General features: G+C 35.0%; 15 protein-coding genes. 10 read left to right on the plus strand and 5 right to left on the minus strand.

Features of this window, described 5'->3' with window-relative positions; translation table 11 throughout:
* Nucleotides 1-24 precede the first annotated feature (24 nt).
* From LAU42_RS02760 to ltaS, 5 genes are all read left to right on the plus strand, one after another.
* Nucleotides 25-606, plus strand: coding sequence for an anthranilate synthase component II (locus tag LAU42_RS02760; protein ID WP_224184171.1), 582 nt, complete (start codon nt 25-27; stop codon nt 604-606).
* Nucleotides 590-2,269, plus strand: coding sequence for an aminodeoxychorismate synthase component I (gene pabB, locus LAU42_RS02765; protein ID WP_224184172.1), 1,680 nt, complete (start codon nt 590-592; stop codon nt 2,267-2,269). Before LAU42_RS02760 ends, pabB begins: the two co-directional genes overlap by 17 nt.
* Before the next feature lie 84 nt (nt 2,270-2,353).
* On the plus strand, nt 2,354-2,557 hold the full coding sequence (locus LAU42_RS02770) for a hypothetical protein (RefSeq protein WP_224184173.1): 204 nt from the start codon (nt 2,354-2,356) through the stop codon (nt 2,555-2,557).
* 81 nt (nt 2,558-2,638) lie between these two features.
* Nucleotides 2,639-3,589 carry a 5-oxoprolinase subunit C family protein gene (locus LAU42_RS02775; protein WP_224184174.1) on the plus strand — a complete coding sequence of 317 codons (951 nt, stop codon included), beginning with the start codon at nt 2,639-2,641 and terminating at the stop codon, nt 3,587-3,589.
* Between the two features lie 205 nt (nt 3,590-3,794).
* Nucleotides 3,795-5,726 (plus strand): polyglycerol-phosphate lipoteichoic acid synthase LtaS, encoded by a 1,932-nt coding sequence (ltaS, locus tag LAU42_RS02780; protein WP_420908207.1) that lies wholly within the window; start codon nt 3,795-3,797, stop codon nt 5,724-5,726.
* A gap of 68 nt (nt 5,727-5,794) precedes the next feature.
* On the opposite strand, the gene LAU42_RS02785 is transcribed toward ltaS, so the two are convergent.
* Nucleotides 5,795-6,610 (minus strand): ZIP family metal transporter, encoded by an 816-nt coding sequence (locus LAU42_RS02785; RefSeq protein WP_224184175.1) that lies wholly within the window; start codon nt 6,608-6,610, stop codon nt 5,795-5,797.
* A 121-nt stretch (nt 6,611-6,731) separates the two neighbouring features.
* Here LAU42_RS02785 and LAU42_RS02790 point away from each other — a divergent pair, with 121 nt between their 5' ends.
* From LAU42_RS02790 to LAU42_RS02810, 5 genes are all read left to right on the plus strand, one after another.
* Nucleotides 6,732-8,609: an ABC-F family ATP-binding cassette domain-containing protein gene (locus LAU42_RS02790; RefSeq protein WP_224184176.1), complete on the plus strand. Its 1,878-nt coding sequence runs from the start codon at nt 6,732-6,734 to the stop codon at nt 8,607-8,609.
* 3 nt (nt 8,610-8,612) lie between these two features.
* A complete protein-coding gene (recQ, locus tag LAU42_RS02795) occupies nt 8,613-10,379 on the plus strand; it encodes a DNA helicase RecQ (RefSeq protein WP_224184177.1) in 1,767 nt (588 codons plus the stop codon).
* A gap of 64 nt (nt 10,380-10,443) precedes the next feature.
* On the plus strand, nt 10,444-11,364 hold the full coding sequence (locus LAU42_RS02800; RefSeq protein WP_224184178.1) for an ABC transporter ATP-binding protein: 921 nt from the start codon (nt 10,444-10,446) through the stop codon (nt 11,362-11,364).
* Nucleotides 11,364-12,875: an ABC transporter permease/substrate-binding protein gene (locus LAU42_RS02805; RefSeq protein ID WP_224184179.1), complete on the plus strand. Its 1,512-nt coding sequence runs from the start codon at nt 11,364-11,366 to the stop codon at nt 12,873-12,875. The genes LAU42_RS02800 and LAU42_RS02805 overlap by 1 nt, the downstream gene beginning before the upstream one ends.
* 60 nt (nt 12,876-12,935) lie before the next feature.
* Nucleotides 12,936-13,469, plus strand: coding sequence for a 5' nucleotidase, NT5C type (locus LAU42_RS02810; RefSeq protein WP_224184180.1), 534 nt, complete (start codon nt 12,936-12,938; stop codon nt 13,467-13,469).
* A 47-nt stretch (nt 13,470-13,516) separates the two neighbouring features.
* Here LAU42_RS02810 and LAU42_RS02815 read toward each other — a convergent pair whose 3' ends face one another.
* The 4 genes from LAU42_RS02815 to queF form a co-directional block, all read right to left on the minus strand.
* Nucleotides 13,517-14,428 (minus strand): diacylglycerol/lipid kinase family protein, encoded by a 912-nt coding sequence (locus tag LAU42_RS02815; protein ID WP_224184181.1) that lies wholly within the window; start codon nt 14,426-14,428, stop codon nt 13,517-13,519.
* 88 nt (nt 14,429-14,516) lie between these two features.
* The gene (locus LAU42_RS02820; protein ID WP_420908208.1) at nt 14,517-16,028 is read right to left on the minus strand and encodes a peptide MFS transporter; all 1,512 of its coding nucleotides are present in this window, start codon (nt 16,026-16,028) and stop codon (nt 14,517-14,519) included.
* Nucleotides 16,029-16,290: 262 nt separating this feature from the next.
* Nucleotides 16,291-17,805, minus strand: coding sequence for a peptide MFS transporter (locus tag LAU42_RS02825; protein WP_224184182.1), 1,515 nt, complete (start codon nt 17,803-17,805; stop codon nt 16,291-16,293).
* Between the two features lie 144 nt (nt 17,806-17,949).
* Nucleotides 17,950-18,450 (minus strand): preQ(1) synthase, encoded by a 501-nt coding sequence (queF, locus tag LAU42_RS02830; protein WP_224184722.1) that lies wholly within the window; start codon nt 18,448-18,450, stop codon nt 17,950-17,952.

The raw sequence follows: 18,450 nt of genomic DNA on the forward strand, positions 1-18,450 counted from the left end.
CGTTTTTAGAAATGAGTGAAGTTTATGATTTTAATGATAGACCATGATGATTCGTTTACATATAATATCGTTCATTACTTAGAAGCAATGGATGAAACGGTTCGCGTCGTACGTTCTGAAGTAGTGACGATTGAATATATAGAGCGTTTATCTCCGGAATTTATTATATTATCACCTGGACCAGGACATCCTACAGAAGCAATTATGGCACATAAAGTTATCGATACATTCGGAGACCGTATTCCGATTCTTGGCATATGTCTTGGTTTTCAAGTAATCGTACAGCATTTTAATCACGAAGTTAAGAAGCTGTCACCAGTACATGGGCATATCGGCTATGTAGAACATAACGGTACCGGCATTTATCAAGGTGTAGAAGCACCAGCACAAGTTGCAAGGTATCACTCTTTAGGAACGATGGATAATATTCAAATGCCGTTAATTGTTACCGGTATGACGGATAATATTGTGATGAGTGTTTCACATGAATCATGGCCATTGTACGGTATTCAGTTTCATCCAGAATCTGTACTTACAACTTCCGGCTATACGATGCTCAATAATTTCTTAACGTTAGGACGTGAATTTTATGCGCGCAGTCATTAACTTTCAACTTCATCGTGATGGTAAGACGATACCTGTTCGGTATACGTTTACGAATCCTGTAAAAGTAGACAGAGTATATACAGAGGACGGTATGCTAAAAGCTCTAACTGAAGCTGAAGAAAGTGGATTATATGTTGTCACTGCGATTAAGTATGAAGCCGCAAAACTGTTCAATCCACTTATGAAAGTCCATCATATTGATGGGCCACTTGCATTGTTTTATTACTTTGAAGATTATGATGCATTTGAATATGTAAATGCAGAACCATTAAAAACACAGTTTACTTTTGAACAATCTGCTGAAGAAATTATGAAAGCAGTAGAAACCATTCAGGAGTACATTAAACAAGGTGTTACGTATCAAGTCAATTATACGACGCGACTTAAAGCAACGTTAATAGAAAATCCATACGCACTCTATCAATACTTAAGTGCACAAAACGGAAACTATACGGCATATATAGAAAATGGGGACGATTATATCATCAGTATTTCACCGGAACTCTTCTTCCAGTATGATGTACATAATAAACAACTGTTAACAAAACCGATGAAAGGGACGCTTGAGCGCGGTAGTAACGAAGTAGAAGATGCTAAAAACTACGAACAGCTCAAAAACTCAAAAAAAGATAAAGCTGAGAATGTGATGATTGTCGATTTATTGCGTAATGATTTAAGCCGTATCGCAAAAAAAGGCAGTGTGAAAGTCGATAAATTGTTTGAAGTGGAGAGATATAAAACAGTATTTCAAATGACTTCAACAATTACAGCAATGAATAATAAACAATCATTATATGAAATTATGCGTGCGCTTTTTCCATGTGGTTCTATTACAGGTGCACCTAAAATTTCTACGATGAAAATTATTAACGAACTGGAGTCGCCAAGAGGGATATATTGTGGGACGATTGGTTTTATTAAGCCTTATGATTATATGATTTTTAATATTCCGATCCGTACAATAGAAATGCATAAGCAAGATGCTGTTTATAGTGCAGGTGGCGGTATTACGATAGATTCTGATGCGCGACTGGAGTACGAAGAAATTGTTGCGAAAACACGTGTCGTACAACCGGAATTTGAACTGATAGAAACGATGCGTGTTGAAGATGGAGAGATACAAAGAGTAAATTATCATATTAACCGGATGCATGACGGTGCGCGTGCTTTCCATATTCCTGTATCAAAAGAAGACATTAAAACGTATGTTGAAAATAATAATGTAGATAATTCAATGTGCCGCGTAACCGTTAACCGAAACGGAGAACTAAGACATACAGTAATGCCGCTGCCGGAGCGAAAAACTTTTACTGCAGCTTTAAAACCGTCCATCAAAGTAGCAACCAAGTACCATCAGTATAAAACATCAGTAAGAGATCACTATACGAATAGTGCAGCGGATCTGTCACTCTATTACGATACACATATACTCGAATTTAATATCGGAAACATAGTATATGAAATGGATGGAAAGTATTATACGCCTAAAAAAAATGACTATATTCTTGAAGGGTGTATGAAACAATCACTCGTATGTAACGGATCAATTATCGAACAGGATATTGCAACTGATAAATTTGTAGAGTACTATCGAAATGGCACATTGAAAGTATATATGATCAATAGCTTAAGAACATGGTCTGAAGTAAAAATAATATTGTAATGGATGCGTAAAAATCAATTTTAAGTTACAATATAATAAATTATTGAGAGATTAGGTGACGTAATGTTCTTATTCATATTAATTATGACGATGCTAATTTTAGGATTAGTACTTGGTGTATATACGATGAATGAAATCGTACTAAGTGAGTTTAAAAAGAATCGTACGCAGCAGGCATATATATATTTATACGCAACCATGTTCGGTGCAGTTATCATTGTGACAGCAATCGCATACTGTTTTCAAAATATAATGATAGAATTTTCGAATCTATTCTACCGATCGTAGTTATCGGTAGATTTTTTTAGGTCCTGAGTCCGATGCCAAATATATGTGTCCATATTAAAATAACGATAAAGGGGTACAACTATGTCAATCATATTTGAAACTACAGGTGTATTTACAAGTTTACAACATATTGAAAATATTGAAACGGCAGCAACATCTCTTTCTGGTCCATGCGATAGCCTTGCTCATATATTAGGAAATGCACTTCTCGGTAATGATATTCATGCTGAAACAATCGAAATGACATTTACAGCGCCAGTTATTCGTTTTAGAGAACGTGCACTTATTGCACTGACAGGTGCGGAGTTTTATGCATATACTGATGAACGTGAAATTGCACCTTTTAAAGTGCATTTAATGGAAAAAGGTGACGTTTTAAGATTTCGTCAGCCAAAAAAAGGTACACGTGTTTATTTAGCTGTCGCAGGTGGTATGCAGTTTATAAATAATGAAAGTGGCAATATCGTCTTAAAACAAGGTACGCGTATCGAATTTAAGCGTAATTATAATGAATTACACAAAAAGCTATTCGATAATTTATCTGTTAGAAGACAGGCTTCATGGGGATTGGATGCATACTCTCTCGCACGTTTGTATTACTCAGATGTATTTCATATTATTCATGAAAGTGAAGCGGTATTATCATTTGATTCAAAGATTGCGATTACGAAAGACATATACACTGTAACGCAGCGCTTTGATCGCACGGGCTTTATACTTGAAGGGCTTCCGTTACAATTACGCCATAAAAGTTCGAAGCAACCCGATAGGTGTGGTGCCTTGCTACTCAATAAAAATCAAGAACTCGCTGTTTCACTGAAACATAAAACGCATGACAGTAATTTTGAACATTTTGCAATTATTGCAGATTACCATTTAGCTAAATTATCACAAAAGAAGCCAGGTTCGAAATTATTATTCAAATGGGTCGATACTGAAGAATTTATACGTCAGAAAGAGAGCTATGACAACTGGATTAAAACGATTATGCACCAAATTCAGTTCCAGCATAACATTGAATTGAGTAAATAAAATTATCAAGAAACAATTTACACATTTATTTGCATTTTTCGGCTTAAATACTTGAATTATTACTGAAAAAAGTATAAATTAATATATTGTACGATAAATTTTTGTTACAACTACATTACAAATAAAAATTACATGTAAATAATATAAAAATTCCGGTAAATTTGTATATTTGCTATTAGGAAGTCTGAATGATGGAGGTATATTGATGAAAGATAAAAAAATAACAGTTTTTATGTTTTTTCTGTTAACTGTTCTTGCAGTTTCAATAAAAACATATTTTGCATATTATGTTGACTTATCGCTAGGTGTTAAAGGACTTACACAAAATTTAATATTATTAATGAACCCTTATAGTTTAGTTGCATTAATATTAAGCGTATTTTTGCTTTTTAAGGGGAAGAAAGCATTCTGGTTTATATTTACAGGTGGTTTTTTACTGACGTTCTTACTTTATGCAAACGTTGTATACTTCAGATTCTTCTCAGACTTCATAACATTCAGTACATTGAACCAAGTTAGTAATGTAGAGTCAATGTCAGGTGCACTTTGGAGCTCGTTTAAATGGTATGACTTTGTATACTTTATTGATACATTTGTTGTATTGTTTATGCTTATAATGAGAAAACAGAAGTTCTCTACACATTCTTTCAAAAAGAAATATGTACCAGTAGTTATGGGTGTTTCAATTTCTTTATTTTTCTTAAACCTTGCATTTGCAGAAACGGATCGTCCGGAACTATTAACGCGAACATTTGACCATAAGTATTTAGTTAAGTATCTCGGACCATATAACTTTACAGTATATGACGGTGTACAAACGATTCAGAACAATCAGCAAAAAGCACTTGCAAATTCAGATGATTTAGCAGAAGTGCAATCATATACGAAAACGAAATATGCTGCGCCAAACGGTGCGACATTTGGAATCGCAAAAGAAAAAAATGTTATTAAAATTCATTTAGAAAGTTTCCAGACATTTTTAATTAACTATAAAGTAAATGGCCAGGAAGTAACACCATATTTGAACTCACTTGCTAAAGGTGATAAAGACTTTATTTATTACGATAATTTCTTCCACCAGACAGGACAAGGAAAAACGAGTGACTCTGAGTTAACGATGGATAACTCAATTTACGGTTTACAGCAAGGTTCAGCGTATTCTCTAAAAGGAGATAATACGTATCAATCACTTCCTGCAATTATGCATCAGAAGCAGAACTATTCAACTTCAGTAATGCATGGTGACTATAAAACTTTCTGGAACAGGGATCAAGTTTATAAACACTTCGGTGTCGATAAGTTTTATGATGCGACTTATTACGATATGAGCGAGAAAAACTTAGAGAACTTAGGACTTAAAGATAAAGAATTCTTTAAGGAATCTATTCCGTATTTAAAACAGGAAACGCAACCATTTTATTCGCATTTAATTACATTAACAAATCATTATCCATTTACGATTGATAAAGAAGAAGCAACAATCGATTCGCCAAATACGGGGAATCCGACGGTTGATGGATATGTTCAGACGGCGCGTTACTTAGATGAAGCAGTACATCAGTTTGTACAGGATTTGAAAAAAGAAGGACTGTATGATGACTCAGTAATCCTAATTTATGGTGACCATTATGGAATTTCTGAAAACCATAATAAAGCGATGGAAAAATTATTAGGTGAAGAAATTACTCCATCTAAATTTATGGATTTACAGCGTACAGGATTATTCTTAAAAGTGCCGGGCGTTCAAGGTAAAGTTGACCACACTTATGCGAGTCAGGTTGACGTTGCACCGACGTTATTACACTTATTAGGAATTGATGCAAAACCGTATGTTATGTTCGGAACAGATTTATTCTCTAAAGCGCATAATGATACTGTAGCATTTAGAAACGGTGACTTTATTACACCGGATTATAAATCAATTAACGGTGTGCTCTATAGTAATAAGACAAATGAACAATTAACAGACGATAAAGAAAAAGCGAAAGCTGAAGAAATTAAACGTCACGTTGAAAAAGAACTTGAAATGTCAGATAAATTGCTGAATGGTGATTTATTACGTTTCTATGAAAATCCAGAATTTAAAAAGATAGACCCATCTAAGTATCAGTATACAAATGGTGGCGTGAATAAATAAAACCGATCGGAACTATAAATCTATTTAGATTTATAGTTTCAATCGGTTTTTTATTCATTAAACTTGTATTAGCCTAGTGAAACATCCAGAATCATCATAATCGTAAACCCTGCCATTAAACCAAGTGTCGCGAGATCAGTGTTGTCTCCTGACTGAGACTCAGGAATAAGCTCTTCAACGACGACGAATATCATCGCACCTGCTGCAAAGGCTAATGCATACGGCAATATAGGTGTGACAAGTAACACTGCACCTGCACCGACTATAGCAAATATCGGTTCTACAATAGCAGAGCCGTGTCCTAAATTAAATGCCTTTAGCTTTGATTTACCATCACCATGAATTGGAAGTGAAAGTGCAGAACCTTCGGGAATATTTTGTATACCGATACCAATTGCAAGTCCGATTGCACCCATTAATGCAGCAGTATTCCCTGTTGCAACACCACCGAAAGCGACACCTAGTGCTAGCCCTTCCGGGATATTATGCATCGTAATTGCTAAAAAAAGTAAAGTAGATTTTTTTAAGTTCGTATCAGGACCTTCATTAATGTGATTTGGATTCGAAGCATTCGGATGAATATGTGGAATAACAACATCTAGTAATCGGATAAATAAACCACCCGATAAAAATCCGATTGCTGCTGGAATCCATGGTGTGACACCATTCTCTTCGCTAAAGCTGATTGCAGGTGCAAGTAATGACCAGAAAGATGCAGCAATCATTACACCAGCGGCAAATCCCTGCATCGTATTTAAAACTTTTTTGTTAACAGTTTTAAAGATGAAAACAATCGATGCACCGAGTGCTGTCATTAGCCATGTGAACAAACCGGCAATCCCTGCCTGAATCATCGGCGATAATTCGCTAAACCATTCGAACATGTGTACCTCCTTATAAAAAAACTGTATAATATTATATTGATATTTATTATACATAACTATATCATAAACACATTTAATGAGATATTGTTTATTTGAAAAAGATGTAGTGATTAGGAGTTTGATGATGGAAGCTTATAAAATAGAACATTTAACGAAACAATATGGTATTAAGACGGTGTTTGAAGACATTAGTTTAAGCATATCAAACGGTGATAAAATTGCGCTTGTTGGTATTAATGGAACAGGTAAGAGCGCACTGCTGAAATGCATCGCTGAAATAGAGGACCATACTGGTGTTGTTACGCATCCGAATGGTTTTACAATTGAGTATGCAGCACAATCACCAGTACTTGATGAAACGAAGTCAATAACGGATAATGTACTGGATATCAATCATCCTGTTATGAAATTATTCGCCAAATATAACAATATATTAAAATCGATGGAAACGGATTATAATGAACAGCTGGCGAATGATTTAAGTAATGTCCAGTCTCAGATAGAACAATTGGATGGCTTTACATATCGTGCATCAGCTGAGGCAATTTTAACGAAACTCGGCATAAAAGATTTGAATGTACCAGTCAGTACGTTAAGTGGAGGTCAGAAAAAACGTGTAGCGCTTGCAAAGTCACTGCTGAAATCACCCGACTTATTATTACTCGATGAGCCTACGAACCATCTGGATTTTGAGTCTATTTACTGGTTGATACAGTTTATTAAAAACTATAACAAAGCGGTACTTGTTGTGACCCATGACCGCTATTTCCTGAACGAAATTACAAATAGAATCGTTGAATTACGTAACGGAAAGCTTTATCAGTACCGTGGAAATTATGAAGATTACATTGTACAAAAAGTAGAAGATGAAGTGATTCAGGCGAATCAGGAACAAAAGGAAAAGCAGCTGTATAAGCAGGAGTTAGCATGGATGCGTAAAGGCGCGAAAGCCCGTACGACGAAGCAGCAGGCAAGAATTGATCGTTTCAGTGATATTGAGGATAAAGTAAAGTCACATACAAAATCAGAAGCGATGGAAATAGATCTAGCACATAAACGACTCGGTAAACAAGTATTTGAAATTAAAGATTTAAGTATGACGTTTAGTAATAAAAAGCTCTTTTCAAACTTTAGTGACATCGTACAGACGACAGATCGTATCGGAATTGTCGGCCAGAATGGTACAGGGAAATCTACATTGTTAAACTTACTATCAGGAGAACTTTCGGCAAGTGAAGGTTTTATTAAAGTTGGTCAGACAGTAAGAATCGGATATTATCGACAGGAAGATATTGCGCTTGATAAAGATATGCGTATGATCGATTATTTACGTGAAAAAGCAGAAATCGGAATGACGTCAACTGGTGAGAAAGTCTCAGTAACACAATTATTAGAACGATTTTTATTTCCTTCTGCGGTACATGGTACATATATTAGTAAATTAAGTGGTGGAGAACGTAAGCGACTGTATTTGCTCAGCATATTAATTCAAGGACCAAACGTATTACTGCTTGATGAACCGACAAATGACCTGGATACTGAGACATTAACGATATTAGAACAATATTTAGAATCATTTAATGGAGCTGTTATTACAGTCAGTCATGACCGATACTTTTTAAATAAAGTTGTAACTTCATATTGGTACATTCATAACGGCATAGTTCATAAAGTGCTTGGTTCATTTGAAGATTATCTGACGATGAAATCACAACTAGAATTACAGACGGAAAAGAAAGCAGTTGAAAAGCCGGTTGAAAGTAAACAGAATGAAGTCAAACAAAAACGTTTGTCTTACAAAGATAAACGCAGATTTGAGTTTTTAACTGAAGCAATTGAAACGTTGGAGCAGGAAATGGACGATATTGATGCAGCCATTGCTCAGGAAACAACTAATTATGACCGACTGAATCGACTCACAACGGAACGTAGTGAAAAAGAAGCGCTGTATGAAACATACTACGTAGAATGGGATGAATTATCAGATCGAATGGAGTAGTTTATGAAACAAATATTAGAAACATATTTTGGATATTCAAATTTTCGTCCTGGTCAGGAACAACTCATTCAAAACGCGATTTATAATATCCCGACGCTAGGTATATTACCTACTGGTGGCGGTAAATCGATATGCTATCAAGTGCCTGGCATATATAAAGGGGGATTAACACTCGTTATTAGTCCGTTAATTTCTTTAATGAAAGACCAGGTCGATGCATTAAATTCAAGCGGTATTAAAGCGCGTTATATTAACTCAGCATTAACGAAACGAGAAACGATTGAAGTAGAAACGCAACTACTTAAAGGTGATTGTCAGTTTCTATATGTCGCACCAGAGCGGTTTGATAATATATCTTTCCAGCAACTGCTTTATAAACTGGATATTAAACTTGTTGCGTTTGATGAAGCACACTGTATATCAAAGTGGGGGCATGACTTCAGACCAAGCTATAGAAATGTCGTACAGAAAGTATTAACACTGCCGCATAATTTCACAGTTATGGCACTAACCGCGACTGCGACAATCGATGTAAAAGAAGATATTTGTGCCTTATTATATATCGACCACAAAAATGTAATTGAAACGAGTACGAAGCGGGACAATTTAAAATTCATCGTAGATCCAACGTATCAAAAGCAGAAGATGGTCATCGATTATATTAACAACCATAAAGATGAATCTGGTATTATTTACGCGAGTACACGTAAACAAGTGGAAACTTTAAGTGAAGTATTCAGTGCGAAAGGAATTCAGCATGCAATCTATCATGCAGGGCTGAAAAAAGAAGAGAAAGAACATAATCAAAGCGCATTTGTACGCGATGATATACAAGTAATGATCGCAACGAATGCATTTGGTATGGGAATCGATAAATCAAACGTCAGATATGTAATTCATTACAATATGCCGCAAGATTTAGAAAGTTATTATCAGGAAGCAGGTCGTGCGGGACGTGACGGACTGCCAAGTGAATGCATACTTATGTACTCTGAAGCAGATATTAAGTTACAGCACTTTTTTATTGAAACAGCACCGGAAGAAGTACAGGAGTTAAAGAAAGAAAAATTAAACAAAATGATACAGTATACGAAAACAAGGCGATGTTTGCAGTCAACGATTATACACTATTTTAATCCTAACGAGCATTTGAAAAATTGTGAACAATGTTCTAACTGTTTAAAACAGGATGAGAATTATAATATGACAACAGAAGCACAGCAAATATTAAGTTGTTTAGTGCGCATTAAAATACCGACTACGAAAATACTGTTATCTAAAGTTTTACATGGTGAGCATGACGATCAGATAAAAGTAGAAAAACTAGATAAACTTTCAACATTCGGTTTGTTAAAATCGTATGATGCAAGTGCAATACAATCATTTATTGATACATTAATTTTTAATGGCTATATAAGAGTGCATGATCAATATTTACATTGTGCTGAAGAGGCAAAACAAATATTATTTGAAGGCGTTCAAATCAAAACATATTACAAACCAAATCAATATAACGAAAAAGTGAAAATAACGACGATGAATACAGTTGACGATACGTTGTTAAAGGCGCTGAAAGAAGCACGTAAAACACTGAGTGATCAACTGGATGTACCACCATTTACAATCTTCTCTGACCATACATTGCAGCTATTTGCAGATAAAAAGCCGATGTCAAAAGAAGATATGATTTTAATAGAAGGTGTAGGGTCATATAAACTTAAACATTACTGCCCTAAATTTATTGAAGTCATCCAGCAATATGTAAGCTAATTTATTGTTTAAACTACCAATTTTAGGTTATAAGTAAAACAATAAACTGTTTATGAGGTGTGACATGATAAAATTTAAAAACGTTACGAAACGTTATGGAGATAAAACCGTCGTTGATAATATCAGCTTTGAAATAAATGAAGGTGAGTTTTTCGTAATTATCGGTCCTTCTGGTAGTGGTAAGACGACAACATTAAAAATGATTAATCGGCTTATTCCGCTTTCAGAAGGGTTTATTTATTTTAAAGGTGAACCCGTAAGTGACTATAAACTAGATGAGATGCGCTGGGATATTGGTTATGTACTGCAGCAAATCGCGCTATTCCCCCATATGACGATAAAGGAGAATATTAGTCAAGTCCCTTTAATGAAGAAGTATTCACAGGAGCGTATCGATAAAGATGCCGTTACGTTACTGAACATGGTCGGGCTTCCGAGCGATGACTTCTTAAATCGTTTTCCTGATGAATTATCAGGTGGACAGAAACAACGTGTTGGCGTTGTACGTGCACTTATGGCAGATCCGCCTGTTATATTAATGGACGAACCATTTAGTGCGCTGGACCCGATTTCACGTGAGAAATTACAGGATGATTTAATTCGTCTGCAATCTGAAATTAAGAAAACGATTATTTTTGTTACACATGATATATCTGAAGCATTAAAACTTGGAGATAGAATTTGTCTTATGAACAAAGGAAAAATTGAACAAATCGGAACACCTGAATCATTTATTAATACACCGAACAATGATTTCGTTAAAACGTTTATGGGTAATGCGGTTCAAACAGAGCGCTACGCAAGAAATTTAATGCGTAATATTAATGCAGAAACGACAGCAGTAGTTGCTCCGGATGCTTCATTACCGTATGTGTACAAGTTATTAGCAGAGCATGCTTATATTGCTGTCATTGAACATGAAACGCAAATCGGAGTAATTTCAAGAGCGGATGTATTACATCAGTTAAGTCAGGAGGCGATGTAATGGGGGCGCTATGGCAGACATTTAACCAACGAAAGTATGAATTATTAGAGGCGTTATTTGAACATATTCAAATCTCATTTATCGCACTATTAATTGCGACATTTATCGCGATTCCGATTGGGATTTATTTAACAAGACATACAAAGTTAGCTGAACCGATTATCAATATTACAGCGGTCCTGCAGACGATTCCATCACTCGCGTTATTAGGATTAATGATACCGTTATTTGGAATCGGGCGTGTACCTGCAATCATTGCGCTCGTAATATATGCGTTACTACCGATACTCCGTAATACATATACCGGCATAAAGGAAGTGGATCCTTCTCTTAAAGAAGCGGCGAGTGGTATTGGTATGAATACATATCGACAGTTAACGAAAGTGGAGATACCTTTAGCAATGCCGGTCATAATGGCTGGTATAAGAACAGCGATGGTTTTAATTATCGGAACAGCGACACTCGCTGCATTTATCGGTGCAGGTGGATTAGGGGATTTAATATTACTCGGAATTGATCGTAATAATATGAGTATATTACTTCTTGGCGCTATCCCTGCTGCACTTCTTGCTTTATTATTTGATTTTCTGTTAAAACGTATGGAGAAGCTGAGTTACAGAAAGTTACTCTACGTTCTTAGCACGATGCTGTTAATATTTCTTATCGTAGCGGTATGGCCATTACTCTTTAACAATGACCATAAGCTTAAATTTGCAGGGAAGCTTGGTACAGAGCCGGAAATTATTACGAATATGTATAAGCTCGTAATTGAGGATAAAACGGATACAACTGTAGAAGTATCACCTGGTATGGGTAAAACGACATTTTTATTCAATGCATTAAAATCAGATGATATTGATGGATACCTTGAGTTTACAGGAACAGTACTCGGTGAAATTTCGAAAGAGAATCCAGAAGGAACAACTGAAAAAGCTGTATATCAGCAGGCAAATGACAGTTTAAAGCAGTTTGATATGGCGTTATTACAACCAATGAAGTATAACAACACATATGCACTTGCAGTAAAGCGTTCATATGCTAAGGACCATAATTTAAAAACAATCTCTGATTTAGAAAAAGTAAAAGATGATATTCGCGTCGGATTCACTTTAGAATTCAACGATCGTAATGACGGATATAAAGGTATTCAGAAAAAGCATGGTATTAAATTTAATCAAGTGAAAACGATGGAACCGAAAATTCGTTATCAGGCAATTGAGCAAGACAAAATTGATTTAATAGATGCATATTCAACAGATGCTGAATTGAAAAAATATGATATGGTTGTCCTTAAAGACGATAAACATCTCTTCCCGCCATACCAAGGTGCACCGTTATTAAAACAAAGTACAATTAAAGATAATCCAGAAGTCGTGCGTGCACTTAACTTACTCGCAAATAAAATATCAGATGAAGAAATGCAGGCGATGAACTATGAAGTTACATATAATGATAAAACGCCGGAAAGTGTTGCGAAAGCATATTTAAAGAAAGAAGGTATTATTAAATAATTTCAATGTATTCGCTCATTGGACTATAATGGAAGTATAATACTTAAAAGGATGATAAATATGAGAAAGTCAATTGCAATTGATATGGATGAAGTGTTAGCGGATACTTTAAAGAAAGTAATTTTACAGTTTAATGAACGTACAGGTATGTCGATAAAAAAAGAAGACTTACTTGAAAAGAAATTACGCACGGAATATCCGGAATATGTGAATCACTTAAATGAATTATTATTAGAACGCAGTTTCTTTAGAGATTTAGAAGTGTTTCCTGATGCAATTCGTGTCGTAAAGCGATTAAACGAACATTATGATGTGTTTATTGCAACTGCTGCAATGGACGTACCGACATCATTTGATGCAAAGTATGCATGGTTACAGGAACATTTTCCGTTTTTAGATCCTCAGCATTTTATTTTCTGCGGATATAAAGGAATTGTAGCAACCGATTATTTAATCGATGATAATCCGAGACAACTCCGTGCTTTTAATGGAAAAGGTATTATTTTTGATGCAGTGCATAATCAAAGTATTACAGAATTTGATCGTGTCACATCATGGCTGGATGTTGAACGTTACTTTTTTGGAGATGAATAAATATATTAATAAATAAAAACTTGCTGAACAAACGTTCAGCAAGTTTTTTATGAGAATAGGGTCGATACTTGAGCAGTTAATATTTTGAGTTTACCTGGTATGACATCTATATGTAGCGGGGTCGCTAAATCAATTTCGCCATCAACATCGACATCAATCGTATCTTTCGTTTCGACACGTACTTGTTTACCTGAAATATGTTCAATGTTCTGACTGATTTCATTCCAATTGACTTCAGATTTTTCACCGATCATTTCCGTAAACGTCTTCAGACCACTGTCTTTAAATATAAAGACATTCAGTACGCCATCGTTTGGTGAAAGTTCTGACAGGGGAATTCGATTGCCGCCTACAAATTGTCCATTTGCGATCAGAATCATTGACGAAGTACCTGCGTATTGTTTATCATCAACTTGAATTTTATAGTCAAAAAATTTAGGGTTTGTGACATTTTTTAAGGCTGAGAATAAGTAGCTGAATTTACCAAACTTACTTTTTACTTCAGGATTAACCCCTAATGAATTTTCGACCATTAATCCCATTCCCGCAAAGTTTAAAGCATATCGTTCATTTGTCCTGAGTACATCATACGTTCGTAATTCAGCATCTAATAGTTGTTCGGCAGCGCGTACTGGATTAGGATTTAAGTGTAATGTTTTCGTGAAATCGTTAAACGTTCCACCAGGAAGAATGGCAATCGGTTTATTGTGACCACCATCAATCATGCCGTTTATGAGTTCGTGTACGGTTCCGTCTCCCCCGAGTATTAAATAAATATCATACTGTTGCTTCGTTTCGGTAAGTAACTGATAAATTTCACCTTGCTCTAAACTACGGTAAACCGTCAAGTGGTGAATCATCTTCGATAACGGCTTTGTCACTTCACCGATAATTTCATGAACATCACCTTGACCGGCTTTGTCATGATAGAACAAAATCCCATTATTATATGTTTCCATATCGACACCTCTAATTATGAATTGTTTTGTCTTATTCTTATACCTCAAAACTACAAAATAAAACACAGTGCATATGCACTGTGTTTTATTAATGGATGCCTTCCATTTTTTTAGAAATCCATTTGTTGCTGATGAGTACAATAACAAATAGTGTCATTGCAATTGCACCGATAAACATGAAGTACTTTGTATATCCAAGCGGTTCGATCAGTTTAACGAACTGTGCATTTAAACCTTGCGCTGTCGCATTTGATAAGAACCATAAACTTAGCATTTGAGAGTTAAATGCAACAGGTGCAAGTTTAACAGATACTGAAGAACCAGTTGGTGATAAACATAACTCTCCAATAACACATAGTAAGAATGATAATACGAGCCATAATGGATTGATAAGTTGTGTGCCTGATTGAGTTAATGGCACAATCATAACTAAGAAACTTAAACCGGCGAATAATATCCCTAAAGTAAATTTGAATGGTGTCGTTGGATTACGTTTACCAAGTTTTACCCATAAGGCTGATAGAACAGGCGCTAACAGTACGATAAACATTGGGTTTAATGACTGGAAGAACGCTGCTGGTATTTTGTAATCAATCCCTAATAAAGGTTTTAAATCAAGTTGTGTACGTTCAGCTGCAAATAATGCTAACGTATTTGCACCTTGCTCCTGAATTACCCAGAACATGACACTCGTTAAGAATAATGGAATATACGCAAGTAATCTTGAGCGTTCTGTATTTGTAACGTCTTTACTTCTGTACATTGTTGTCCAGTATATAATTGGTAATGCAACACCTAAAATTGTAACAACGAATGAGAATGTGTTAAATGTTAAAATTCCCATTGATAACGTTATAGCAATAATGATGATTAATGCAACCGATGCGATACCGATATTTCTTGCATATTTCTTTTTCTCTTCTCCAACAAGTAAGTGTGTTGGTTCAACACCTACTAATCCAAGAGATTTACGGTTAAAGATAACGTAGACGATTAATGCAAGTGCCATACCGATTGCTGCTGCTAAAAATCCGATATGATAGTTATAATTTTTCTGTAATGCTCCAACAACAAGTGGTGATAAAAATGCACCCATGTTAACAGACATATAGAAAATTACAAATCCACCGTCCATACGGCTATCGTTTTTATGGTATAATCCACCAACGACATTAGAAATATTAGGTTTCATTAAACCCGAACCAACGATAATTAAAAACATTGAAGCTAAAAATGCCGGAATACCGAATGGTAAACTCATAGCAACGTGACCAAGCATGATCAATGTCGCACCATATAGTAATGCTTTACGTGAACCGATTAATCTATCCGCAATCCATCCACCGAATATACCTGTCATAAAGATTAATGAACCATACATAGAACCGATACTTGCTGCAGTCGTCTTATCCATTCCAAGACCACCGTTAGCAACCGTGTCATACATATAATAAATTAATATTGCACGCATACCGTAATAACTAAAACGTTCCCAAAACTCAACAAAGAATAAAATACCTAGTCCTTTAGGGTGACCAAAGAATCCTGTTTGCGGTACACTTTCTACCATCTCTTCACGAGAATATTTCATCGTTCTCATCTCTTCACCTTCCGTAATAAAAAAATTCTGAAAATTAATGTTATTTCAATATATAATTTTATCACTTAATCAATTTCATTCAATAACTTTTTTAAAAGACGGAATATTTAAAAAATAAAAAATTGCACTTAAAGTATTGATATGATAGCGTTTTTAAATTTAGTTTTATATATTAAAAATTAAAAATAAAATATTAGTAAAATATATATTTTATCTAAATTAAGAAACCACGAAATGAATTTATATCATTTCGTGGTTGATATTAATGAACGCCTTTCATAAAACGTTTCATAAATGGACTTACTATTAGTAATACGACACCTAATCCAATTGTAACCATACCGATGTTACCGAAGTATGTTGCGTTATTAACAGTATCATAATATTTAACAAGTACTTGACCATTAAATAATTGCGCAACTGTATTTGATAAGAACCATACACTCATCATTTGAGATGTAAATGCGCTAGGTGCAAGTTTCGTTGTTACTGATAAACCAGTGGGTGATAAACAAAGTTCTGCCATCGTTACGAGCAAATAGCTTAAAACTAACCATGCTGGATTCATCAATGTGTCTCCATTATGTGTTAATGGATAAACCATTACGACATAACTGAAGCCTGCTAAAAATAATGCAATACTAAACTTAACAACAGTTGGTGGATTAAATCGACCAAGTTTTACCCATAACCAAGCAAATAATGGTGCTAAAGTTACAATAAATAATGGGTTTAATGATTGGAACCATGCTGGTGGAATTACAAAGTTAATTGCACCATTTGTCACTTTAGCTAAATCTAACTGTGTATTTTTATCGGCAAAAGCAGCAAGAATTGTTGAACCTTGCTCCTGTATTGACCAGAAAACAACCGATGCTAAAAATAATGGAATATAAGCTGCAACACGTGATTTTTCTTCAGATGTTGTCTTTTTAGATACAAACATCATAATAAAGTAAACTGCTGGTAAACCAATACCAAGCGCTGTTACGAGTGACATAAATGATTGTAAGTTTAAGTTGCCAGTAAGTTGCGCGAATATGAAATAAATAACAAAGGCGATAACAATTGCTGATACAAAGCTAATTGTTTTCTTTTTCTCTTCAGGTGTTACAGGGTTTGGAATATCCAGTCCTGATAAACCTAAAGTAGGTTTTGCACGTAATACATAAACGATTAACCCGAAGAACATACCGACAGCTGCGACAGCGAAACCGTAATGGAAGCCGACATTCTTCTGTAACCAACCAACGATTAATGGTGAAATGAATGCCCCTAAGTTAATTGACATTACAAATAGTGTAAATGCAGCATCTACTTTCGGGTCATTTTTCTCATAAATTTCTCCGACGTTTGAAGAAATATTCGGTTTAAGTAATCCTGTTCCTAATATAATAAATAAAAGTGCAACAAGTAATAACGTAAAGTTGTTCGGCAAAGATAATAATATATGACCAATCATAATCAGAATGGCACCATATAATATCGCTTTTCGTGTTCCGATAAAACGGTCAGCTAGCCATCCTCCTACAACACCACTCATATAAATCATCGCACCATATATCGATACGATTTGTAAAGCTAATGCATCCGGTAATCCGAAACCGCCATCTTTAACAGAATAATATAAGTAATAAACTAATATTGCTTTCATTCCATAATAACTGAAACGTTCCCAGAATTCAGTAACCATTAATGTAAACAAACCTTTAGGGTGCCCGAAGAATCCCGTTCTCGGCATACTGTTTACAATTTCTTCTCTTGTATGTTGAGACATATTTTTTCCCCTCTCGATTGAAATGCTATAACAAAATAATATTGTACACCTAAATGAATATTTAGACAATTCAAATTTTAAAAAAAGTATTAACAACTACGTCTTGTAATCAGTTGTTAATACTTTCTTAATATTTGTTTGAACTTATCGATTCGTTATCGTTTCAGGGTATAAATCATGATTCATTAAGCGGTATTGCGCCATATCTTCGTACTTCGTTCCCGGACGTCCGTAATTTGTATATGGATCAATTGAAATGCCGCCACGTGGAGTGAACTTACCCCAAACTTCAATGTAGTGTGGGTCCATAAGTTCGATTAAATCATTCATGATAATATTTATACAGTCTTCATGAAAATCTCCGTGGTTTCTAAAACTGAATAAGTATAGTTTTAATGACTTTGATTCAACCATTTTAATGTTTGGGATATAGCTGATATAAATTGCAGCGAAGTCAGGTTGTCCTGTAATTGGGCATAAACTAGTGAACTCTGGGCAATTAAATTTAACGAAATAGTCACGACCTTGATGTTTGTTTTCAAATGACTCGAGAATAGATGAGTCATATTCATATAAATATTTATTGTTCTGATTCCCAAGTAACGTAATATCCTGTAATTCTTCTTTTTGTCTTCCTGACATAAT

Origin of the sequence: Macrococcus armenti (assembly GCF_020097135.1) — a bacterium.
In the GTDB taxonomy this organism is placed as follows: domain Bacteria; phylum Bacillota; class Bacilli; order Staphylococcales; family Staphylococcaceae; genus Macrococcoides; species Macrococcoides armenti.